Raw genomic sequence first — 21,942 nt, 5'->3', positions numbered from 1 at the left:
AACATTGATTACAAAATAATTATAGTATGTTGTCCAAACCGGATATATATCCATACACGGAATGGAATTTTTTCTCCGATACCCGTCGGCCATTGATTATCGCAGGTCCTTGCAGTGCGGAAAGCGAATTTCAACTATTCCATACGGCACAAGAATTAAAAAATAACGGCATCGACATTTTACGGGCCGGCCTTTGGAAACCGCGTACGCGTCCCAATTCTTTCGAAGGAGTCGGGAGCAAAGGGCTTTCCTGGTTAAAACGCGTTCAGGAAGAGTTGAACATGAAAGTCTCAACGGAGGTTGCCAATGGCCACCACGTGGAGATGGCTCTCTCTGCCGGTATCGATTTGTTATGGATAGGAGCACGGACGACGGCTAACCCCTTTGCGGTCCAGGAGATTGCAGAAGCATTAAAAGGAGTGGATATTCCCGTATTAATAAAAAATCCGATAAATCCGGATATCGAGTTATGGATCGGGGCCTTCGAACGTCTGAACCTATGTGGTTTAACCCGATTGGGAGCTATCCACCGTGGATTTTCCTCGTATAATAATTTAATCTACCGGAATCCTCCGCAATGGCAGATCCCGATCGAATTAAAACGAAGAATTAAAAATCTACCCCTATTTTGTGATCCCAGTCATATCGGCGGACATTCCGAATACATCCAGGAAATAGCCCAAAAATCCATGGATCTCGGATTTGACGGCTTAATTATCGAATCTCATATTTGTCCCGCTTCAGCATTAAGTGATGCAGAACAACAAGTTACACCGCAAACGCTTAAACACATTTTATCGAAGCTAATTATCAGGACGGAACAATCCTTGGATTCCAACTGTCAACTTATGATCGAAGAACTTCGAGAAAAGATAGATAATTTAGATAACATGGTATTGGAAACATTAGCCAACCGAATGAAAATAATAGAAGACATCGGACAGTACAAAAAACAGAATAATATCACGATCTTACAACCCGACCGATGGGAAAAGATATTGAACCGGGTCACGGCAGAAGCTAAACAGCTCGGATTAAACAGGGAGTTGGTTGAAAAAGTATTTAAAGCCATCCATCAGGCATCCATAGACAGACAGACTGAGATCATGAATGAATAAAACGGATTGAATTTTTTCCATGAGCGAATTAATCATAGCGGACATACAAGATATTACTAAAGCAGGACTTCTCTTTTTATCACAAAAGCTGAAAGGATTTAAAACCATTTCAGAAGTAAAAAACAAAGAAGAATTGATTCAACGGCTTACCTCTGATCCAGAGGCCGTTGTAATTATAGATTATATGTTATTCGATTTCGTCGACATAAATGAACTGCTGAAAATAAAAGAACGCTTTCAACAAGCCAAATGGATTTTATTTTCAGAAAATTTAAGCGACGATATTCTGAATAAACTGATTTTCAGCACCCACTCATTCAGCGTTATTTTGAAAAGCTGTTCCAATGAAGAGATTACCTGTGCTTTAAAATGTTCAACATGCGGAGAGCGTTTCATATGCAATCGTATATGTAACAAATTACTTACAATAAACAGCTCCGGCCTCCAAATACAAAATAAACTTACTCCCACGGAAAAGGACATCCTTAAAGAAATTGCTTCCGGTAAGACAACGAAAGAGATTGCACATGAACGGAAGCTGAGTTTTCACACGATCCTGACTCATCGGAAAAATATTTTTAGAAAAATAGGAGTACGCAATGCCTATGAAGCCACAAAATACGCGATACGTACTCGGCTCGTTAACCCCGACGAATACTTAAGTTAAATACCGAGACCATCGGAAAAAGTATTGGACAATGCTTTCTGCTGCAAAACATGAGAACCGGGCGGAACGCTAACCGTTAACCAAACGTTACCACCTATAACGGAATCTTTGCCAATCGTTACCCTCCCTAAAATACTCGTGTTGGCATAAACCACCACGTTATCTTCCAGAATCGGATGACGGGGAACATCCATGGGACTTCCTTTTTCGTCCAATACAAAACGTTTGGCACCGAGAGTAACCCCCTGATACAGACGAACCCGGTCACCGATAATACAAGTTTCTCCGATGACAACTCCGGTTCCGTGATCGATGCTAAAAGATTCTCCGATCTTCGCACCGGGATGTATATCTATACCTGTCTCGGAATGAGCCATTTCAGAAATAATACGCGGCAATATCGGAACTCCCAACAGTAATAATTCGTGGGCCACCCGATGATTTAGCAAGGCTCGTACAGCCGGATAACAAAAGATAACCTCTCCGTAACTTTTAGCTGCCGGATCTCCTTCTAAAATCGCCCGGACATCCGTATGCAACAAACGTTTTATCTCCGGTATCCGATTAATGAACAACAAGGCCAAATCCTCGGCACATTCCGACGAAGCACTGCAATGCCCCTGAATATTAAAACAGCTCCCATATAAAATTTGCTCGGACAACAAATGATATAAACGCTCTATTTTCACTCCTATATGATATCGAATAGTCTCCGGATGTACACAGGGTTCACCGTAGTAACCGTAGAAAATGACAGAACGCAGCAAATCGACCACCTCTTTCAATTTTTCGATAGAAGGAAGCGGCATCTCGTGTTGCAATATATATTCGTCTTCTCCCGATGGAAGAGAAAGTTTTTCCACGTTTTTTTGCAAGATATCGAAAGTATCGGTTCGTTTCATATTTATCAATAATTATACAAAGGTGTCGAAAGGTATCTTTCTCCGGTATCCGGTAATAATACCACTATATGTTTTCCTTGATTATCGGGATGTCTCGCAACCATAACAGCCGCATGCAAAGCTGCCCCGGAAGAGATTCCGGTCAATACACCTTCCGTTTTAGCCAATTCCCGTGCCGTTTCAAAAGCCTTTTCCGTTTCAACCTGTACGATACTATCCACTACCTCATTTGAAAAAACCCCGGGAATAAATCCGGCACCGATTCCCTGGATTTGATGAGGACCGGCTACTCCTCCGGATAACACAGGGGAATCACTCGGCTCCACGGCAATAATTTTTATTCCGGGCCTCAATTGTTTCAAGCGACGACCGACCCCCGTGATAGTACCTCCGGTTCCCACTCCGGCAATAAAAATATCCACCCTACCATCCGTATCTTCCCAAATCTCTTCTGCCGTAGTCCGTTCATGAATGGCAGGATTTGCAGGATTTTCAAACTGTTGCAATATGGTCGAATTCGGATTTGCCTGCTGTAACTCCTCCGCCTTGGCAATAGCCCCCCGCATACCTTCAGAACCCGGAGTCAACACTAAATTCGCCCCTAAAGCCTTCAGTAAATTTCTCCGCTCCATACTCATCGTCTCCGGCATCGTCAAAGTAAGCCTATAACCTCTGGAGGCGGCAACCATGGCCAATCCTACTCCGGTATTTCCGCTCGTAGGCTCAATAATTTCCGAACCCGGCTTCAATAGGCCTGCCCGTTCCGCATCCTCGATCATTGCCAAAGCTATACGATCTTTCACGCTCCCGGCGGGATTAAAATACTCCAACTTAGCTATAATTTTAGCTTTCAATTTTTTATCCCGATTGAAATTAGATAATTCCAACAAAGGAGTATGTCCTACCAAATCCGTTAATTGTTTTGCTATTTTTCCCATATTACCTGTCTAATTAAGTCGTATCAAAACTAAATGTTTATTTTACAAATAAAAATCGCATAAACAAGGTATTTTCATACCCTGTTCATGGTATTCGTTTTTAACCGCAAAAAAGTTTCTCGAAAAATAGATTCTATTTAGATCATTGATAAACAGATGAAAGCACTATCTTATACCATAGAATTAAAATAGTCTCGTACGATTTTAGCTTTTGCTTTCCCAATAACTTCAGAGAGTTTTTCCAAAGGAGCTTTCGCTATTGCATCTATCGTTTTGAAATGTTGAAACAAAGTAATTTCAGTTTTTTCCCCAATACCTTCAATTTCATTTAGAACGCTATTAATCTGCCCCTTTTCCCTTAACCTTCGATGAAACGTGATACCAAAACGATGAGCCTCGTCACGAATATGCATTAAGGTTTTTAAGGCAAGTGAATTTTTAGCCAGCAGATAGGAGTCCGTATCCCCGGGATAATATATCTCTTCCATCCGTTTTGCCAAACCTACAATAGGAATTTGTCCCCGAAGGCCTAATTTTTCCAAACTATTCAAAGCAGCGTGCAATTGTCCTTTACCTCCATCTATCACAATTAAATCCGGAAGCTCTTTTCCTTCGTCTAAAATCCTGTGATATCGCCGATAAATAATCTCCTCCATAGAAGCAAAGTCATCCGGTCCTTCTACCGTTTTCACGTGAAAATGCCGATACTCTCTTTTAGCGGGTTTACCGTCTATAAAAACGACACAGGAAGCAACAGGATTGGTTCCCTGTATATTCGAATTATCGAAACATTCCATCCGATGCGGAATACGAGGCAATCTCAATTCCGTCTTAATCGTGTTCAGCATGGTAAATTTACTCTCATCCTTTCGAAAAACCCCCCGTTGCCTTTCCCTGTCCATTTTAAAGAATTTGGCATTCCGTTCCGACAGTTCCAATAATTGCTTTTTCTCTCCCCGTTGCGGAATAAAATAAGTAATCCCATCCATCAAAACATCAGGATAAAAAGGAACTAAAACTTCCTTTGAATGACTATTGACCAACTGTCTGATTTCCAGAATGGCAAAAGAAAGAAGAGATTCTTTCGATTCATCCAATTTACGTTCTAATTCTATAGTATGAACCTGATTAACAGCTCCATGTACGATACGCAAATAATTTACATAGGCATATTTATCTTCCTCTATATAAGAAAAAACATCCATGTCATGGATAGAAGTGCGCACAATCGTGGATTTCGCCTGATGAGTCTTCAGCGCTTCCATTGCCTCCTTCAATTCCTGGGCTTTTTCAAATTGCATGGAAATAGAAAATTCTTTCATTTTATTATTCATAGCCTCCAGAACAGTAGAGATATTTCCTTTCAGAATGGAACGAATTTGTGCTATGAAATCCAAATACTCCTCCTCCGACACTTTCCCCACGCAAGGAGCTAAACAATTTCCTATATGATACTCCAAACAAACTTTATATTTTCCATCGTAAATATTTGATTCATTTATAGATAAATTGCATGTACGCAATTTATAAAGTGATTTGATAAGCGTAATCAAAGTATGAGCGAATTTCGCTGATGTATAAGGACCAAAATATTCCGAACCGTTCCTTATGAATTTTCGAGTAATAAAAACCCGGGGAAAAGGCTCATCAGTTATACAAATCCACGGATAAGTTTTATCGTCCTTTAATAAAATATTATAACGGGGTTTGTATTTTTTGATCAAATTATTTTCTAATAGAAGTGCATCTTGCTCACTATCAACGACTACATACCTCAAATCGCGTATCTTTCTCACTAAAACCATGGTTTTAGATGATTGATTCGTCTTGATAAAGTAAGATGAAACCCTGTTCTTCAGATTTTTAGCTTTACCAATATATATAATAACTCCATTAGCATCTAAAAATTGATAAACCCCAGGGTTAGTAGGCAACTTACTCACTTTTTCTTTCAGAGGATTGTCTTCCATCATTCCTATACAAAATCGAACTTATTATAATCAAACATCCCTTTTTCTCCTATCTTAAAATAAGGAATCACGATCAACGACATAAAGGAAAGGGTCATAAACGGAGATTTCAGAACAGACCCCATCGTTTTTATCTCGTCATTCAATTTCAGGTATTGCCCGGCAACTTCTTCACAGGATAAATTACTGATAATTCCTCCTATGGGTAAAGGTAAAAGTAAAAGTTTATCGCCGTTTTTAATCGATAAACCTCCTTGTTGTTCAATCACGGCATTAATAGAAGCGACTAAATCTTCATCCGTACAACCGATTGCAATTATATTATGCGAATCATGAGAAATACAAGAAGCAAAAGCACCTCGTTTTATACCAAATCCGGAAACGAATCCGACCTGAGGCCTTCCGTTCAAATAACGATTCAAATAAACAATCTTCAAAACATCTGCCGAAAGATCGGATTCAAATTTATCATTCATGTTATCGAGCGAAAAAATCATTTTACCAGTCACAAGTTCATCCGGCATAATTTTAATACACGCCACTTGATTCGATAATGTCGTTTCTATATCCGAAATAGTTAATTTATCATGGTAGAAAAGATTACATGAATTCCATTCCTCTTTTAGGCCGAAAAAAGATCTCTTTTCAAAAACATCTTCTCCATCGATAAAAGTAGAAATAACATTCATTCTCTCTAAATCATCCGTAATAATAAAATCAGCTTTATCTCCTACATTCAAAGTACCCACATCCAAACGGTAAAAACGAACCGGATTCAAACAAGCGACCTGCAATACATCAAAAATACCAAATCCATCCGATAAAGCCTTTTTTACCATATAATCGATATGCCCGAACTGAAGAAGATCGTCGGGATGAGCATCATCCGTACAAAACATAACATCATCCGTACGTGTTCCGATCAAAAATTTCAGTGCTTCATAATTTTTTGCAGCACTTCCTTCGCGAATAATAACCTTCATCCCCTTCATGATTTTTTCCTCCGCTTCATCCAAAGTCACACACTCATGGTCCGTCTCTATTCCATGCCCTATATATAAACTTAGTTTGTCCCCTCTCAATGCAGGTGCATGACCGTCTATTCTTAAATTATATTTTTTCGCAAGAGCTAATTTAGCCATTACTTCAGGGTCATTATTCAAAACACCAGGTATATTCATCATTTCCGATAATGCCACAAATTTTCCGGTAGCAGCCATCTCTTCAACATCTTCAGCATCTATTTTTCCTACAGTCCGGTCGAAGAGTGTAGCAGGTACACAAGAAGGAATTCCGTAATAAAATTTCAATGCAGCTTTTTCACCATTCTCCATCATTTTTTTCACTCCTTCCATCCCTAACACATTTGCTATTTCATGCGGATCATTGATAACAGCAACCGTACCCAGTCTGGTAACTACATTTGAAAACTCGACAGGTAAAAGCATAGAACTTTCAACGTGTACATGGGCATCGACAAAACCAGGCATAATATACCTATCATAGGAATTAGAATTTCTTTCAATGGATACAATTCTTTGCTCCGAAATTTTTATAGTAGAAGGATAAATTTCTCTATTGACAACATCTACTAAGTTCCCCTCTATTGTTTTCATAATGCATTTTTAAACGATTAGCCCTTATCAACCCTTCGCATCATTTTGAACGTTCCACGTGAAACATCCTTTTATCTTCCCATCAAAATGAGTAAAACATTAATATCGGAAGGAGATACTCCAGTAATACGAGAAGCCTGGCCAATTGTTTTAGGTTTAATCTTTGTAAGCTTTTCACGGGCTTCCATGGAAAGTGCAGTAATCTCCATATAATTAAATTTATCGGCAATAATCAAATTTTCCAAACGATTTAATTTGTCTGCCATCAGTTTTTCTCTCTCTATATAACCTGAATACTTCACTAAAACTTCAGCAGCCTCAATAATCTCCTCTCTAATAAATCGATTGCAAATTAATGATTTTAAAGAAGGAATAAAATCAATAATTTTCATTAAGTTGATTTGAGGTCGAGAAATCAAGTCAATCAACTTCATTTTTTGTTTAATCGGAGAAGAGTTCAGACTCTCGAGAACTCCATTAATTTCATTAGGGGAAACGCTGTAATTTCGAATAAAATCTATCAAACAATCTCTTTTTACTACTTTGTCCCGAAATACAAGATTTCTTTTTTCCGATACCAAACCTATGTCGTACCCTAAAGGAGTCAATCTTACATCGGCATCGTCCTGACGCAATAGAATACGATATTCAGCCCTGGAAGTAAACATACGATAAGGTTCATCCACTCCCTTCGTCACTAAATCATCGATTAAAACACCAATATAAGCCTGATCCCGATTCAACACGAAAGTTCTACTCCCATGAAGTGACAAATGAGCATTTATACCGGCCATCAAACCTTGGGCCGCAGCCTCCTCATAACCGGTAGTACCGTTAATTTGTCCCGCGAAATAGAGTCCCGAAACCAATTTCGTCTCCAAGGTCGAAAAGAGTTGAGTCGGCGGAAAATAATCATACTCTATGGCATATCCCGGACGAAATATTTTCACATGCTCAAAACCTTTCACGCGACGCAGAGCTTTTAATTGCACCTCCAAAGGCAAAGAAGAAGAGAAACCGTTCAAATAGTATTCAGTAGTCGTTTCTCCTTCCGGCTCCAAAAAAAGATGATGACTCTCTCTGTCGAAAAAAGTATCCAATTTTGTCTCTATACTGGGGCAATAGCGAGGACCTACACTTTTAATCGTACCGTTAAACAAGGGACTATCGTCAAAACCCGTACGCAAAATATCATGTACTTCCTTATTCGTGTAAGCGATATAACAGGGACGTTTGTTCAATTCGTTTTCATAATCGAAATGAAGAAAAGAAAATCGATGAAAATCATTATCTCCATCCTGACGTGTCAACTTTGAGAAATCAACACTGCGGCCATCTATTCTTACAGGAGTTCCTGTTTTCATCCTCCCCACGGTAAAACCTAAACTTTTCAATTGCTCGGATAACCCGAAAGAGGCTTGCTCCGAAATTCTTCCACCGGGAAAACTCACTCTTCCCACGTGCATCAAACCGTTAAGAAAAGTTCCATTGGTCAAAATAACTTTTTCAGCAGAGAAGTTAACCCCTAAAACCGTCTTTACACCATTTACATTTCCTTTAGAATCCAGCAATAACTCATTTACGTGATCTTGCCAAATATCCAAATTAACCGTGTTTTCAATTATACTTCTCCAATTTTGAGAAAAAGACATTCGATCGCATTGAGCACGAGGACTCCACATGGCAGGACCTTTCGAAAGATTAAGCATCCTGAATTGAATCGAACTTCTGTCCGTTACAATACCCGTATACCCTCCTAATGCATCTATCTCCCTAACAATCTGTCCTTTGGCTATACCTCCAATGGCAGGATTACATGACATTTGAGCTATCTTATTCATATCCAATGTAATAAGTAGCGTCTTAGAACCCAAATTAGCCGCGGCACAAGCTGCCTCGCATCCAGCATGACCTGCCCCTACAACTATGACATCATATCGAGGAAATAAAGACGACATATTATAGCGTTTTAAGCAATCCTAAACAATGATCTTCGTTCTTTCTCATCAATTTAGCATCTTCATCCGTTTTATCCTTAAAACCTATTAAATGAAGAACCGAATGTACCATAACACGATTCAATTCGTTTTCAAAAGTCGTACTAAATTCCAAAGCATTGGATTGTACGGTATCCAAACTGATAAAAACGTCTCCTGAAAGGATATCATTTTCTCTATAATCAAAGGTGATTACGTCCGTATAATAGTCATGATTCAAATACTTTCTATTTACATCCAAAATATAAGAATCATCACAAAAAATAAAAGAAATGGTTCCTATACGGCAAGAGTAATCGTAAGCGACTAAATCCAACCATTTCTTTACCTTTTCCGTCAATAGAAAAGATGGCAATTCACATCCCTCATTAAAAAAGAAAATTTCACCCATTACAATTTATAAATTGAAAACCAACGTTACTTTAGAACCGCTGTCTTCAAAAATCAAATCATCTGACAAGGTTTTCATTAAATAAAGTCCGCGTCCGGCATCTTTCTCGATATTATCCGGCAATGTCGGATCCGGAATATAATTGTAATCGAATCCGTCTCCTTCATCTTTTACCGTTACGCAAAGCTTACCGTCATCTTCACGCACAAAAAACTTTACATATTTTGAAGGATCGAGCTTATTTCCATATAAAATAGCATTGTTGACCGCTTCAATAACACACAGACTGATTTTACCGAATACCTCAGGTTCAACATGATACACATCGACAAAGTAGTCAATGAAATTTTCTACTTTAACGATGTTTCCAATCTCTGAAGTAATTGAAAATTCTAATTTGTCCATCACCAACTAAAATGAAATAGTTCATATTAAATTTACCAACACAATAACAATATCCACTCAAATCTCAATCACAATTAAAACCGCATATACACAGCTTAACGTATAGCGAATTTAAACAAAAAAAATTTAAATATCAATTCCTCAAATAGATAAAAATTTTAAAAACCGTCTCTGCAAACCTACCAGGGTGACAACCATAACTGAGGATCCAGTTTTTCCTTATCCCTCCATATCTGAAAATTCAAAGTACTACTACTTTCATTATCAGAGGCCAATTTACCTATTTTTTGCTTCAGTTTAATTACATCTCCCTTTCTGATATAAACTTTTATTATATTCGAATAAAGTGTCAAGTAATTACCGTGCCTAATCATGACTACGTTGTTATACCCCGGTATAAACATGATTTCGACAACCGTTCCCGTAAAAACCGATCTGACATCCGCACCGGCGGATGTCGTAACGGTTATTCCGTCATTTGTCAACTTAACCTGTTTAAAAAGTGGATGAACGTTCACTCCAAATTTTTCCGATACGAATCCCTCCTCAACGGGCCAAGGCAATTTTCCCCTATTTTTAGCGAAATCATCCGAAATAAGTTTCTCTTCCGGCGTTAATTTATAGTTAGAATTTTTACTACCGGACTTTTTAGCCTGTGCGGCTATCAAAGATTTCAGTTTATTAGCCAAAACTTCCCTTTTCTTAATTTCGGCTTTCAATTTTTTATCTAATTCCCTCTCCTTTTTCTTTAATTCGTTTACATAACTGTTAGCCTGATTCTGCTCTCGTATTAATTCTGCATTCTTTGCAGCAATAAGATTCTGTTTCCCGTTCTTTTCAGAAACCAAAAGATTCAGCTTATTATTGACAGTCGTCAAGGAATCGTTAGCTGTCTTTATAAGCTCTATTTGCCGTTTGGAATAATCTTGTACCTGATCAAAGTATTTATAACGCGCATAGGCTTGCATAAGAGTCGTGGAAGAAAAAATAAAAACTAATTTATCCGATTGATTTTTTTTCTTCCAGGTTTCGTAAACCATCTTCGCGTAAAAATCCAACATTTTTTGTCTGTCCGACTCCAGATGAATCTTTATCCTTTCGTTATCCGTAATCAGTTTTTCAAGATAGGAGACTTCATCATTCAGAGATTGAATGATCTCCTTTCCCTTCACTATCTTTTGATTGATTATAGTCAGCTTTTGTAAAGTAGTCGAACGATTATTCCGAGTAGAATTCAGTAATTTATTCAAGTATGAGATTTCCTTTTCTGCCTGTTCTTTCTTTTTCTTTACCTCATCGATAGATTGAGAAAAGGAAAAAGCGAAAGCATGCAAAAATAAAAAAATCAATATATAACGCACAATCACCATCAATAAATTCGTTTATACTTACTGGATATCTTAAAATTCGATTCTACCTTTACATCAAATTCCAATCTGTCAAAAACAATTTTAACTTCAACCGAATCCGATTCCATATAGAGATTGAAAAAAATCTTTCCAGGATATAGGTATCCGCCGAAGTCTTTAAAATCATCATACTTTACATTCAATCCTATCTGCTCTTCCATATCTTTGATAGAGACGAAAGAAGGTCTAAAATAATCCGGATCTATCTGAATCTCCTGCAAAATCAAAGAATATTCCTTGTTTTTCCTCCTTTTTTTATACAATTTTTTCAACTTCCTACCCAATGCTTTCTCTTCTAAGGTATAAAGCAAATAATTATTTCCCGACTTATCGAACTTGTATCGTTTAGTTCTATCGTTCAAAGACGTACAGGATTCAAAATTAAAAAAGTAATTCGAAAGAATCCGTTGAAGACAATCAAAACTTAAATTTAAATCGAATCTATTGGAAAAATAACTATAATCCGATATAAAATATTCTTTATCATGAAAGTTAACGAACTTTACGCTATCGGGAGTCAACAATAAACGAGCCACATTAATACCAAGGGGCGATGCCGACATGGAGATACAAATAAAACTGTCTTTTTTCATCTGCATCGTGGCTCTCAGACTATTCGATTTTTTCTTCGTGCTCAAAGAAATATCCATTTTCTTCGAATACAAAGACTGGAAATCCAATTCATTTTCAACAATATTTTTAAATAACCTTCCCTCTGAAATATTTTCAAGTTCCCTTTGCTTTGGCAATTTTTTTGTCGAATGACAAGAAATAAAAAGAACAACCAACGATAAAATAAATAAATTACTTCTCATTTTCAATCAATAATCCATGCTCAATTTTATTTTCTAATTCACTACTTAACTCTTCACCACCCAACTCCAACGCTTTTTTCCACATTTTCACAGCCTCTTCCTTCTCCCCGTTCATGTATAAAATGTCACCATAATGTTCATATAAAACAGCTGAAGGCGATTGACTTTTTTCAATCGCTATATTCATATAGTATTTGGCCAACGAATAACTTTTCTGCTTAAACAACACCCAAGCATAAGTATCCAAAAAAGTAGGATTATTTGGATCGGCAGAAACCGTTTTTGCACTCATGCGTTCGGCATCGTTCAATCGTTCGTCCCGGATAGAGAGATAATAACTGTAATTATTCAAAGTCATAATGTCGTTTGGATTGATCTTCAGTACCTCGTCAAACATTTTAAAAGCACGTTCGACACTATCCAAAACGTAAAAACTTTCGCCTAAATAAGCATAAAATTGAGCTTTCATAGGAGAATTATCAGGAGACAATTCAAGACCTTTATTCAAATAAACCAAAGCATCTTTATATTTCTTTTGAATCATCAAAGGTAAACTAACCATTGCATAAGGTAAAGGTTGATTCGGAAAATACTCCATACACTCTTTTCCTCTGTCATACATCAAAACAGTATCGCCCAACTGACTATACAACAGTAATAACTCTTCCCAAATCAAATAGTTATTTTTATCCTTGGATAATACAAATTCTAACTCGTTTGCACTCTCTTTCAGCTTGTTGTCCTTCCTCAATAAATCCGCATAAAGCGTTCTAACGGTCAAATCGTTATTGTATTTTTCCAATAATAACCTCATGTATTCGTGTATTCTTCTATCCGACATAAACGAATCGGAAGAATTAACAAGCAATTTTAAAAGATACTGAACCTTAAAATTATTATCGTTATTATCGTTCAATAAGGCCTTTCTCAAATAAATATCAGCATGTAACGTATCCTTCTTTTGCAAATAATAATCTGTCAGATAAAAAAGAACAAAACCATTGGAAGGATCTCTTTCCATCAATTTGTTCAATATCTGTAATCCCTTCTTCTCTTGATCATTTGACAAATAAAGTTCTGCCAATAATCCTAAATAATCGCTCTTACCGGGATATTTCTTGATCAACTTCAAAATCTCCGAAGAAGCTTTTTTTATATTCTTAGCTTTGGCATACAGTTTTACCTTTTCTACGGAAGAAATCTCCGAAGCACCGAACTGTTTTTCGTACCGATCCAATACAGCTATAGCCTCCTCCCATTTTTCCACAGAGGTTAACAAATTCGTCTCAATCAAGTAAAAATCTTCCCGTTCCGGATATTGCTTTATTAATTCGTCATAAACGACACAAGCCTGATCTATCATCGATTTTTTTTCCAATATATTGGCCAACAAAATTTTATACCAAATATTAGAAGATTCTAACTCTACAGCTTCCCGCATCAATTTCAAAGGAATATCCAAATTATCCGTCAATAGTAAAATAGAAGCCAATTCATAACGTACTGCCGCACTTTTATTATCAATTTTCATACATTGATCAAAATAAGATAGGGCAGATTTAAAATCTCCTAATACTTTGTACCTTATCCCCTCCATAAAAGCGTAGTCAAACGCTACTTTTTTATCGTCGTCCAAAGTAACACTTACACCATTTTTTTTATCAGCAAAAGATAAAACAGTACATCCAATAAATAGAAATGTAAGTAATGATTTGATCATTATATTTTTATGTCGTTTTAATATTTACCTGTATGACCAAAACCCCCTTCGCCTCTCTCCGTTTCATTTAAAGCCTTTACCTTAACAAGTTCCACTTGTTCGAATTTTTGTATGACCATTTGACAAATTCTGTCTCCATCGTTAATTTGAACCATTTCGTGAGAAAGATTAACAAGAATAACACCTATTTCTCCTCTGTAATCGGGATCGATAGTTCCCGGTGCGTTCAAAACAGTTATTCCTTCATTTAGAGCCAAACCACTTCTCGGTCTGATTTGAGCCTCATACCCCTCTGGCAACTCTATAAAAAGTCCTGTCGGTATTAGCTTCCTCTCCAGAGGTTTTAACATAATGGATTGTTCTAAATTAGCACGAATGTCCATTCCGGCGGAAAAATTCGTTTTATATTCCGGAAGAGCGTGTTTTGATTTGTTGATTATATTTACTCTCATTTTTCTCTTTAAATAATACAGTATTACCCTATCATAATAAATCGTGCTAAGATAGGGAATTTTTACGAAAGAATCTGATAAAAATCCTTTCGCAAATAAAAATCTTATTTACAAAAATATTTAGGCGAAAAATATCTTTGGAAAGGGAGTTATTCTTCTCTTATCCTTATTATATTTTTTCTTTATTTGAAAAACAAATTGATTATGATAATAGCGTGTGAGTATTTGTAATAAAATATGTATGTATCTTTTGTTTTATTCGTTATTAAAAAAAGGTCGTAAATTTACTCACAGGATTTTTATAATTAATATATTGATTTATAGTGAAATTACTTAGTTATTCACAGCTGTTAATTGTATTTACTTTGAATAAATCTTCTGTAAATGAATGAGACGTTTGTGTTAATAATTTGTATAAACAAATCAAATTAAAAATAGAAAACATTGTTGTATTTCCGGATTTTATTATTACAAGAGTATCGGAATGAAAGATCAAAATGATTTTATTCTTTTTATTTCGATTTTAATACACCTTTTTTTCACGAGGTATGGGGATAAAAAAAGAGTTGGTCAATTGCTTTTGGCCAACTCTTTGAAATAATATCGTATCTGTTATATCTTGTTTAAAATGGAAGTGGTGGAATAACCTTCAACGAAGTCAATGGTAACTATTTTCCCGTTTTTTGCTTTTACTATATCATAACCTACAATCTCTTCCGGATTATAATCGCCGCCTTTTACCAACACATCGGGTTGAACGTAGTCAATGAGATCGTAGGGAGTATCGGTATCGAAAAGAATAACCTCATCGACAAAAATGAAAGAAGCGAGAGCCAAGGCTCTGGCATTTTCATCGTTTACGGGTCTGTTTTCGCCTTTCAGGCGTTTAACCGAGGCGTCTGAATTCAGTCCGATAATTAATTTGGTGCCGAGGTTGGCTGCTTGGGCCAAGTATTCGATATGTCCCTTGTGGAGAACATCGAAACAACCGTTCGTGAAGACGATTTTTTCGTCTTTGAATCTCCATAAACTTAACGTGCGTGACGCTTCTTCCTGCGTTCTTGCTATTTTATTTTTTATATACGGCAAATAATCCATAATACTATATCAATTTATTCGTTGTTGTTTCAGGAAAAACCAGAGTGGGTTTATGTTTTTTAGCCTCTTCGAAATCCATCATGGCGTAAGATATAATTATGATTATATCTCCGACTGCGCATTTTCGTGCGGCGGGTCCGTTTAAGCAGACGATGCCTGAGTTACGTTCTCCTTTTATAATATAAGTATCCAATCTTTCTCCGTTATTTACGTTTACGATTTGTACTTTCTCGTTTTCGATCAGATTGGCTGCTTCCATCAGAGTTTCGTCAATGGTGATGCTTCCCACGTACTGGAGATTTGCTTCGGTTACGGTCACCTTGTGAAGTTTGGATTTAACGACCTCTATGAACATATTCGTGGTATTTGTGATGAATGGTTAAAATACGATATTATCAATTAGTCTGATTTTGTCGGCATACACGGCAATGCAACCGACTTTGTTTTTGTTTTCGTTCCAATCTTTGATGGGACGCAGATCCGTATCGTCTACGATTTCGAAATATTCCACTTCCAAATAGGGATTTTTGTTGATTTCGCTTGTCACCCATTGTTTCAACTCTTCCACATTCATCTTGCCGGTTAATTCGGTTGCTTCTTGAAGTATCTTATGAATGTGAGGTGCGTTTTGCCTGTACAAAGGTTTAAGAAGCGTATTTCTTGAACTCATGGCTAAGCCGTCCGTTTCACGGACAATAGGGCATGGTATGATTTCCAAGTTATAGTGTAATTGTTTTACCATATTTTTTATAATGGCGATTTGTTGAAAATCCTTCATTCCGAAATAAGCCCGGTGAGGTTTAACGATATCGAATAATTTACTGACAACTTGTCCTACCCCGTTAAAATGCCCCGGACGCTTTGCTCCTTCCATAACAGTCTCAACATATCCGAAATCGAATGAACGCGTATCTTCTTCAGGATAAATTTCTTCTACGTCAGGTACGAATGCATAATCACAACCGTTCTTTTCCAAAAGAACGATATCTTTTTCAACGGTTCTCGGATATCTTTTCAGGTCTTCTTTATCGTTGAACTGTGTCGGGTTTACAAATATACTGACAACCGTTATATCATTATCTCGTTTACAGGTTTTGACGAGTGATATATGTCCTTCGTGTAACGCACCCATTGTAGGTACAAATCCCACCTTTTTTCCCTCATTCTTCAATTTTTCAATTAAGGCGGTCAATTGTGATTTTTTATATATCGTTTCCATCTTATTTTTTTGAAAATTCGGGATGCAAGTTTACAAACTATTTTCGATATAATTCAAAATTGCCGATTGAAAATTGAAAATAGCTTTGTATAAAGGTAATATTATAGATATATTTACAGATATTATTAGTTCGTTAATGTTATTTATACAATGAATGGATATTGGGATGAATGGAAGATAGAGTATCCAGCAATTCGTTTCGATTTACTCCTTCCCGCATAACGACGAGAATCGTGTCGTCTCCTCCAATGGTACCTAACACCTCAAAATAATTTCCGCTATCGATAAGGACAGTGACGGCTTTGGCATATCCGGGTAAAGTTTTAATAACGGCGATATTTTGGGAAAAATCAATGCTGAGAATAGCGTCGGTAACGATGGTAGATGCTTTTTCATCGGATGGTTCGCTTTGCATATTATCAGGAATGATATAAATGTAACCTTTGTCTTTATGCGGTATCTTGGCCACTCTCATAAATTTCAAATCGCGCGATAATGTACTTTGAGTAGCTTCCACTCCTTCCTGTTTTAATCTGTATAGAAGTTCTTCTTGCGAGCTGATCTGTTCGTTATCAATTAATTTACGGATGATCAACAAACGTTTTGTTTTGTTTCCCATATTATTCTGTGTATTGCACTATACAAAAGTAAATAAAATAGTTTGATTTTCAATAGAGAGAATAAAATTGCATATTTATTTGTTATAATACATAAATATGCTTTGAATCTTCAAAAATAACCCCTATTTTTGCCGAAAATTAATCATAATCTGTATTGAAATAGAATAAATATGCATGATTTTAAAAATGCTCGTCTGGTTTTGGAAGACGGGACTGTTTATGAAGGAACTTCCTTTGGTTACGAGAAATCGGTTTCCGGGGAAGTTGTTTTTTATACGGCAATGACGGGTTATCCCGAAAGTTTGACGGATCCTTCTTATAAGGGGCAGATTTTAGTACCTACTTATCCGATGATTGGGAATTACGGGGTTCCGGTGGATGATGAACGCGATGGTATTTCCAAATTTTTTGAATCGGATCGAATTCATTGTAGTGCTTTGGTGATTTCCGATTACTCTTTTCAATACAGCCACTGGAACTCGCGAAAAAATCTGGGAGATTGGTTAAAAGAACAAAAAGTTCCGGGAATTTTCGGTGTAGATACCCGTTCATTGACGCAAAAATTGCGGGAAAGTGGGGCTATGTTAGGGAAGATCGTATTTGATGGGAAAGAGATTCCTTTCTATGATCCGAATAAAGATAATATAGTTGCGCAGGTTTCTACGAAGAGAATTATGGAGTATGGAGATGGAAAGTATAAAGTATTGCTTGTGGACTGCGGTGTGAAAAATAACATATTGCGTTGTTTGCTGAAACGGGATGTTGCGATAAGACGAGTTCCTTGGGATTACGATTTTACACGGGAAACATGCGATGGCTTATTTTTATCCAATGGTCCGGGAGATCCGGCCATGTGTGGTAAAACCATAGAAAACATAAAGATTATGCTGGAAAAGAGTATTCCTATAATGGGTGTTTGTTTGGGAAATCAATTGATGGCTCGGGCTGCAGGAGCACAAACCTACAAGATGAAGTACGGGCATAGAAGCCATAATCAACCGGTCATGCAACCGGGTCGCCAACGTTGCTATATTACATCGCAAAATCACGGTTTTGCTATAGATGAAAAAACTTTGCCGAAGGAGTGGGAACCTCTTTTCGTGAATGTAAATGATGGATCGAATGAAGGAATCCGGCATAAAACGAAACCCTTTTTTTCGACACAATTTCATCCCGAGGCTTCGAGTGGACCTGTAGACACGGAATTTCTATTCGACGATTTTATAAGAGCCATGGAGAGAACGGATAGATAATTAGAATTTGAACATTGTAAAATAGATGATGATGAGAGAGATAAAGAAAATATTACTTTTGGGTTCGGGAGCTTTAAAGATCGGGGAAGCGGGAGAATTTGATTATTCCGGTTCACAGGCTTTGAAAGCTTTACGGGAAGAAGGAATCTATTCCGTGTTGATTAATCCTAATATTGCTACGGTACAGACCTCGGAAGGAGTAGCGGATAAAATTTATTATTTGCCGGTGACTCCCGAATTTGTAGAAAAAGTAATAGAGAAGGAGCGTCCTGATGGCATTTTTCTTTCTTTCGGCGGACAAACGGCTTTAAATTGCGGGATTACTTTACATCGGATGGGAATTTTAAAAAAATATGATGTAGAGGTATTGGGAACTCCCGTGCAAGCGATTATTGATACGGAAGACCGAGAGATTTTTGCGCATAAATTATCTGAAATTCAGGTGTATACTCCTAAAAGTATTGCGGCAGGTACAATGGAAGAAGCTATCGCTGCGGTTCAAAAGGTAGGTTTCCCGGTGATTGTCAGAGCTGCTTATACGTTGGGAGGATTAGGGTCCGGTTTTTGTTCCTCTATGGACGAGTTTAAACGGCTGTTAGAGAGTGCTTTTTCTTATTCTCCTCAGGTTCTGGTGGAGGAGTCGTTGAAGGGATGGAAAGAGGTCGAATACGAGGTTGTCAGAGACCGATACGATAATTGCATTACTGTTTGTAATATGGAGAATTTTGATCCGTTAGGCATTCATACCGGCGAAAGTATCGTAGTCGCTCCTTCCCAAACGCTGAGTAATGGTGAGTACCATAAACTGAGAGCCATTGCTATCAAAATAATCCGGCATATAGGTATCGTCGGGGAGTGTAATGTACAATATGCATTGGATCCGAATTCGGAAAATTACCGGGTGATAGAGGTAAATGCCAGACTGTCCAGATCGAGTGCCTTGGCTTCAAAAGCTACCGGTTATCCATTGGCTTTTGTTGCGGCAAAATTGGGATTAGGCTATGGATTACACGAAATAAAAAATTCGGTGACTAAAATAACGACGGCTTGTTTTGAACCCGCTTTAGATTATGTGGTTTGTAAAATTCCGCGTTGGGATTTAAATAAGTTTGGAGGTGTTTCCAAGCTGATAGGCTCTTCTATGAAAAGTGTGGGGGAGATTATGGCCATAGGCAGGTCTTTTGAGGAGGCGATTCAGAAAGGAATTCGAATGATCGGACAAGGGATGCACGGTTTTGTCGGTAATAGGGTAAGGGTAAAGGATATCGATGAAGAGCTTATTCATCCTACGGATACTCGTATTTTTGCTATTGCGGCTGCTTTTGATAAAGGATATAGCGTGGAGCAAATCCATGAAAAAACGCGTATTGACAGATGGTTCCTTCAACGTTTGGAAAATATCCATTTGCTGAAAGAAGAGTTAGGATCTTCGGAGAAAGAGACAAGTATAGATAAATCATTTTTAAGAAAAGTCAAACGGTACGGTTTTTCGGATTTCCAGATCGGTCGTTTGGTGATTCGGGACTCCTCTCTTTCTCCTCATGAGAAGATGTTAAAAATCAGAAGTTATCGTAAGAAATTAGGCGTTTTGCCCTGTGTAAAACAGATAGACACGTTGGCCGGCGAGTATCCGGCATTGACCAATTATCTTTATCTAACCTATGGCGGAGAAGCTAATGATATTGCATATGAGCACGATCACCGTTCTGTGATCGTGCTAGGGTCTGGAGCTTATCGTATCGGGAGTAGTGTCGAATTTGACTGGTGTGGGGTTAGTGCTTTGAATTCGATTCGTAAAGCGGGTTATCGTTCGGTAATGATTAATTACAATCCGGAGACGGTGAGTACGGATTACGATATTTGCGATCGACTCTATTTTGACGAACTTTCTTTTGAGCGGGTAATGGATATCGTAGAATTCGAGGGGCCTAAAGGGGTGATCGTTTCTACGGGAGGACAGATTCCCAATAATCTTGCCATGCGTTTACACGGGCAACAGGTACCTATCCTGGGAACTTCTCCGGAGTCTATCGACCGGGCGGAAGATCGGCAAAAGTTTTCTTTTATGTGTGATGAACTGGGTATAGATCAGCCGCGGTGGAGTGAATTGACGAGTATCGAGGATATCTATCAATTTGTGGATAAGGTCGGTTTCCCTGTTTTAATACGTCCCTCTTACGTGCTCTCCGGAGCTGCTATGAGCGTGGTATCGAATAAGGAGGAGTTGATATATTTTCTTGAACTGGCAGCTGAGGTTTCTAAGGATCACCCGGTAGTGGTTTCCGAATTTATAGAACAGGCGAAAGAGATCGAAATCGATGCAGTTGCTCAGGACGGTGAGATTAAAGCTTACGCTATCAGTGAACATATTGAATTTGCAGGGGTCCATTCGGGGGATGCGACCATTGTATTTCCGGCTCAGAAACTTTATATAGAAACTATACGGAGGATAAAAAAAATAGCTCGGTCGATCGCGAAGGAGTTGAATATTTCCGGTCCTTTCAATATGCAGTTTTTGGCGAAAGATAATGATATTAAAGTGATAGAATGTAATTTAAGAGCATCTCGAAGTTTTCCGTTTGTTTCGAAAGTATTGAAATATAATTTTATAGATATGGCGACCCGGATCATGTTGGGAGAAAAAGTGGAGTTTTTGAATAAATCGGTCTTTGACTTGGATTACGTGGGAGTCAAAGCTTCCCAATTTTCTTTTGCCCGGTTATTAAAGGCAGATCCGGTATTGGGAGTTGATATGGCATCTACCGGAGAGGTCGGTTGCATAGGGGAGAATTATTATGAAGCCGTATTGAAAAGTATGCTTTCTGTCGGATACCGGATTCCTTGTAAGAATATTTTAATCTCTTCAGGTCCCTCTCGTTCGAAAGTGGAGCTGCTTACTTCTGCCCGGATGTTACAGGAAAAAGGATATGCCATCTATGCTACGGAAGGTACGGCAAAATTCTTTGAAGAGAATGGAATAGAGGTTACTGTTCTATATTGGCCGGATGAGGACAAGAAGCCGAATGTCATGGAATTTTTGAAAGAGAGAAAAGTGGATTTGGTGATCAATATACCTAAAAACCATACGAAAAGAGAACTTGATAATGGTTATAAAATTCGCCGGGCGGCGGTAGATTATAATATTCCGTTGATAACGAATGCCCGTTTGGCGAGTGCGTTTATTTACGCGGTTTGTAAAGTAGGGGCGGGTGAGATCGTGATTAAAAGTTGGGACGAATATTGATCGCTTGGCATTCGTCAATTGAAAATGTTATATCGTAAATGCTTCTATGTCATGACAGAGTTGTAACCCAATCTTTGGTTTGTTCGCTTTTTATTCAAAAACAAAATA

General features: G+C 37.8%; 19 protein-coding genes. 4 read left to right on the top strand and 15 right to left on the bottom strand.

The features are described 5' to 3' along the window. Window positions 1–26 precede the first annotated feature (26 nt). A complete protein-coding gene (locus tag NVS78_RS02785) occupies window positions 27–1,118 on the top strand; it encodes a bifunctional 3-deoxy-7-phosphoheptulonate synthase/chorismate mutase type II (RefSeq protein WP_286357822.1) in 1,092 nt (363 codons plus the stop codon). 19 nt (window positions 1,119–1,137) lie between these two features. Next, window positions 1,138–1,785, top strand: coding sequence for a response regulator transcription factor (locus tag NVS78_RS02780; protein WP_286357821.1), 648 nt, complete (start codon window positions 1,138–1,140; stop codon window positions 1,783–1,785). On the opposite strand, the gene NVS78_RS02775 is transcribed toward NVS78_RS02780, so the two are convergent. From NVS78_RS02775 to argR, 15 genes are all read right to left on the bottom strand, one after another. After that, complete coding sequence (locus tag NVS78_RS02775) at window positions 1,782–2,687, bottom strand: serine O-acetyltransferase (RefSeq protein WP_286357820.1); 906 nt, start codon at window positions 2,685–2,687, stop codon at window positions 1,782–1,784. The genes NVS78_RS02780 and NVS78_RS02775 overlap by 4 nt on opposite strands. A gap of 5 nt (window positions 2,688–2,692) precedes the next feature. Beyond that, window positions 2,693–3,625: a cysteine synthase A gene (gene cysK, locus NVS78_RS02770; protein ID WP_286357819.1), complete on the bottom strand. Its 933-nt coding sequence runs from the start codon at window positions 3,623–3,625 to the stop codon at window positions 2,693–2,695. Window positions 3,626–3,795: 170 nt separating this feature from the next. Next, the gene (gene uvrC / locus NVS78_RS02765) at window positions 3,796–5,595 is read right to left on the bottom strand and encodes an excinuclease ABC subunit UvrC (protein ID WP_286358451.1); all 1,800 of its coding nucleotides are present in this window, start codon (window positions 5,593–5,595) and stop codon (window positions 3,796–3,798) included. 5 nt (window positions 5,596–5,600) lie between these two features. Next, window positions 5,601–7,211, bottom strand: a complete 1,611-nt coding sequence (gene ade / locus NVS78_RS02760; protein WP_286357818.1) for an adenine deaminase — start codon at window positions 7,209–7,211, stop codon at window positions 5,601–5,603. 71 nt (window positions 7,212–7,282) lie between these two features. After that, window positions 7,283–9,169 (bottom strand): tRNA uridine-5-carboxymethylaminomethyl(34) synthesis enzyme MnmG, encoded by a 1,887-nt coding sequence (mnmG, locus tag NVS78_RS02755; RefSeq protein WP_286357817.1) that lies wholly within the window; start codon window positions 9,167–9,169, stop codon window positions 7,283–7,285. A gap of 1 nt (window position 9,170) precedes the next feature. After that, window positions 9,171–9,599: an rRNA maturation RNase YbeY gene (gene ybeY, locus NVS78_RS02750; RefSeq protein WP_286357816.1), complete on the bottom strand. Its 429-nt coding sequence runs from the start codon at window positions 9,597–9,599 to the stop codon at window positions 9,171–9,173. Window positions 9,600–9,605: 6 nt separating this feature from the next. After that, window positions 9,606–10,004: an ATP-binding protein gene (locus NVS78_RS02745; protein WP_286357815.1), complete on the bottom strand. Its 399-nt coding sequence runs from the start codon at window positions 10,002–10,004 to the stop codon at window positions 9,606–9,608. 179 nt (window positions 10,005–10,183) lie between these two features. Then, window positions 10,184–11,374 (bottom strand): murein hydrolase activator EnvC family protein, encoded by a 1,191-nt coding sequence (locus tag NVS78_RS02740; protein ID WP_434802114.1) that lies wholly within the window; start codon window positions 11,372–11,374, stop codon window positions 10,184–10,186. Next, window positions 11,374–12,228, bottom strand: coding sequence for a lipoprotein insertase outer membrane protein LolB1 (gene lolB1, locus NVS78_RS02735; RefSeq protein WP_491896681.1), 855 nt, complete (start codon window positions 12,226–12,228; stop codon window positions 11,374–11,376). The genes NVS78_RS02740 and lolB1 overlap by 1 nt, the downstream gene beginning before the upstream one ends. Next, on the bottom strand, window positions 12,218–13,759 hold the full coding sequence (locus NVS78_RS02730; protein ID WP_286357812.1) for a tetratricopeptide repeat protein: 1,542 nt from the start codon (window positions 13,757–13,759) through the stop codon (window positions 12,218–12,220). The genes lolB1 and NVS78_RS02730 overlap by 11 nt, the downstream gene beginning before the upstream one ends. Before the next feature lie 206 nt (window positions 13,760–13,965). Continuing rightward, window positions 13,966–14,400, bottom strand: a complete 435-nt coding sequence (gene dut / locus NVS78_RS02725; RefSeq protein ID WP_041503188.1) for a dUTP diphosphatase — start codon at window positions 14,398–14,400, stop codon at window positions 13,966–13,968. A gap of 612 nt (window positions 14,401–15,012) precedes the next feature. Further along, on the bottom strand, window positions 15,013–15,498 hold the full coding sequence (gene rfaE2 / locus NVS78_RS02720) for a D-glycero-beta-D-manno-heptose 1-phosphate adenylyltransferase (protein WP_286357811.1): 486 nt from the start codon (window positions 15,496–15,498) through the stop codon (window positions 15,013–15,015). Window positions 15,499–15,502: 4 nt separating this feature from the next. Beyond that, window positions 15,503–15,853: an aspartate 1-decarboxylase gene (panD, locus tag NVS78_RS02715; protein ID WP_041503186.1), complete on the bottom strand. Its 351-nt coding sequence runs from the start codon at window positions 15,851–15,853 to the stop codon at window positions 15,503–15,505. A gap of 24 nt (window positions 15,854–15,877) precedes the next feature. Beyond that, window positions 15,878–16,717, bottom strand: a complete 840-nt coding sequence (gene panC / locus NVS78_RS02710) for a pantoate--beta-alanine ligase (protein ID WP_286357810.1) — start codon at window positions 16,715–16,717, stop codon at window positions 15,878–15,880. Window positions 16,718–16,856: 139 nt separating this feature from the next. After that, window positions 16,857–17,336, bottom strand: coding sequence for an arginine repressor (gene argR / locus NVS78_RS02705; RefSeq protein ID WP_041503184.1), 480 nt, complete (start codon window positions 17,334–17,336; stop codon window positions 16,857–16,859). Window positions 17,337–17,507: 171 nt separating this feature from the next. On the opposite strand from argR, the gene carA reads away from it, so the two are divergent. Together carA and carB are read left to right on the top strand one after the other, a co-directional pair. Beyond that, window positions 17,508–18,590: a glutamine-hydrolyzing carbamoyl-phosphate synthase small subunit gene (gene carA, locus NVS78_RS02700; RefSeq protein ID WP_286357809.1), complete on the top strand. Its 1,083-nt coding sequence runs from the start codon at window positions 17,508–17,510 to the stop codon at window positions 18,588–18,590. A 28-nt stretch (window positions 18,591–18,618) separates the two neighbouring features. Beyond that, on the top strand, window positions 18,619–21,834 hold the full coding sequence (gene carB / locus NVS78_RS02695) for a carbamoyl-phosphate synthase (glutamine-hydrolyzing) large subunit (protein WP_286358450.1): 3,216 nt from the start codon (window positions 18,619–18,621) through the stop codon (window positions 21,832–21,834). Window positions 21,835–21,942 lie beyond the last annotated feature (108 nt).

Origin of the sequence: Gabonibacter chumensis (genome assembly GCF_024741215.1) — a bacterium.
Classification (GTDB): domain Bacteria; phylum Bacteroidota; class Bacteroidia; order Bacteroidales; family Marinifilaceae; genus Gabonibacter; species Gabonibacter massiliensis.
Note: the sequence above shows the minus strand (reverse complement) of the source record. Positions and strands in the feature narration are given on the sequence as shown.

Excerpts from the sequence above, each read along its gene's own strand:
- NVS78_RS02785 (WP_286357822.1), top strand. The coding sequence starts at position 27 with ATGTTGTCCAAACCGGATATATATCCATACACGGAATGGAATTTTTTC.
- NVS78_RS02780 (WP_286357821.1), top strand. The coding sequence starts at position 1,138 with ATGAGCGAATTAATCATAGCGGACATACAAGATATTACTAAAGCAGGA.
- NVS78_RS02775 (WP_286357820.1), bottom strand. The coding sequence starts at position 2,687 with ATGAAACGAACCGATACTTTCGATATCTTGCAAAAAAACGTGGAAAAA.
- cysK (WP_286357819.1), bottom strand. The coding sequence starts at position 3,625 with ATGGGAAAAATAGCAAAACAATTAACGGATTTGGTAGGACATACTCCT.
- uvrC (WP_286358451.1), bottom strand. The coding sequence starts at position 5,595 with ATGGAAGACAATCCTCTGAAAGAAAAAGTGAGTAAGTTGCCTACTAAC.
- ade (WP_286357818.1), bottom strand. The coding sequence starts at position 7,211 with ATGAAAACAATAGAGGGGAACTTAGTAGATGTTGTCAATAGAGAAATT.
- mnmG (WP_286357817.1), bottom strand. The coding sequence starts at position 9,169 with ATGTCGTCTTTATTTCCTCGATATGATGTCATAGTTGTAGGGGCAGGT.
- ybeY (WP_286357816.1), bottom strand. The coding sequence starts at position 9,599 with ATGGGTGAAATTTTCTTTTTTAATGAGGGATGTGAATTGCCATCTTTT.
- NVS78_RS02745 (WP_286357815.1), bottom strand. The coding sequence starts at position 10,004 with ATGGACAAATTAGAATTTTCAATTACTTCAGAGATTGGAAACATCGTT.
- NVS78_RS02740 (WP_434802114.1), bottom strand. The coding sequence starts at position 11,374 with ATGGTGATTGTGCGTTATATATTGATTTTTTTATTTTTGCATGCTTTC.
- lolB1 (WP_491896681.1), bottom strand. The coding sequence starts at position 12,228 with ATGAGAAGTAATTTATTTATTTTATCGTTGGTTGTTCTTTTTATTTCT.
- NVS78_RS02730 (WP_286357812.1), bottom strand. The coding sequence starts at position 13,759 with ATGAAAATTGATAATAAAAGTGCGGCAGTACGTTATGAATTGGCTTCT.
- dut (WP_041503188.1), bottom strand. The coding sequence starts at position 14,400 with ATGAGAGTAAATATAATCAACAAATCAAAACACGCTCTTCCGGAATAT.
- rfaE2 (WP_286357811.1), bottom strand. The coding sequence starts at position 15,498 with ATGGATTATTTGCCGTATATAAAAAATAAAATAGCAAGAACGCAGGAA.
- panD (WP_041503186.1), bottom strand. The coding sequence starts at position 15,853 with ATGTTCATAGAGGTCGTTAAATCCAAACTTCACAAGGTGACCGTAACC.
- panC (WP_286357810.1), bottom strand. The coding sequence starts at position 16,717 with ATGGAAACGATATATAAAAAATCACAATTGACCGCCTTAATTGAAAAA.
- argR (WP_041503184.1), bottom strand. The coding sequence starts at position 17,336 with ATGGGAAACAAAACAAAACGTTTGTTGATCATCCGTAAATTAATTGAT.
- carA (WP_286357809.1), top strand. The coding sequence starts at position 17,508 with ATGCATGATTTTAAAAATGCTCGTCTGGTTTTGGAAGACGGGACTGTT.
- carB (WP_286358450.1), top strand. The coding sequence starts at position 18,619 with ATGATGAGAGAGATAAAGAAAATATTACTTTTGGGTTCGGGAGCTTTA.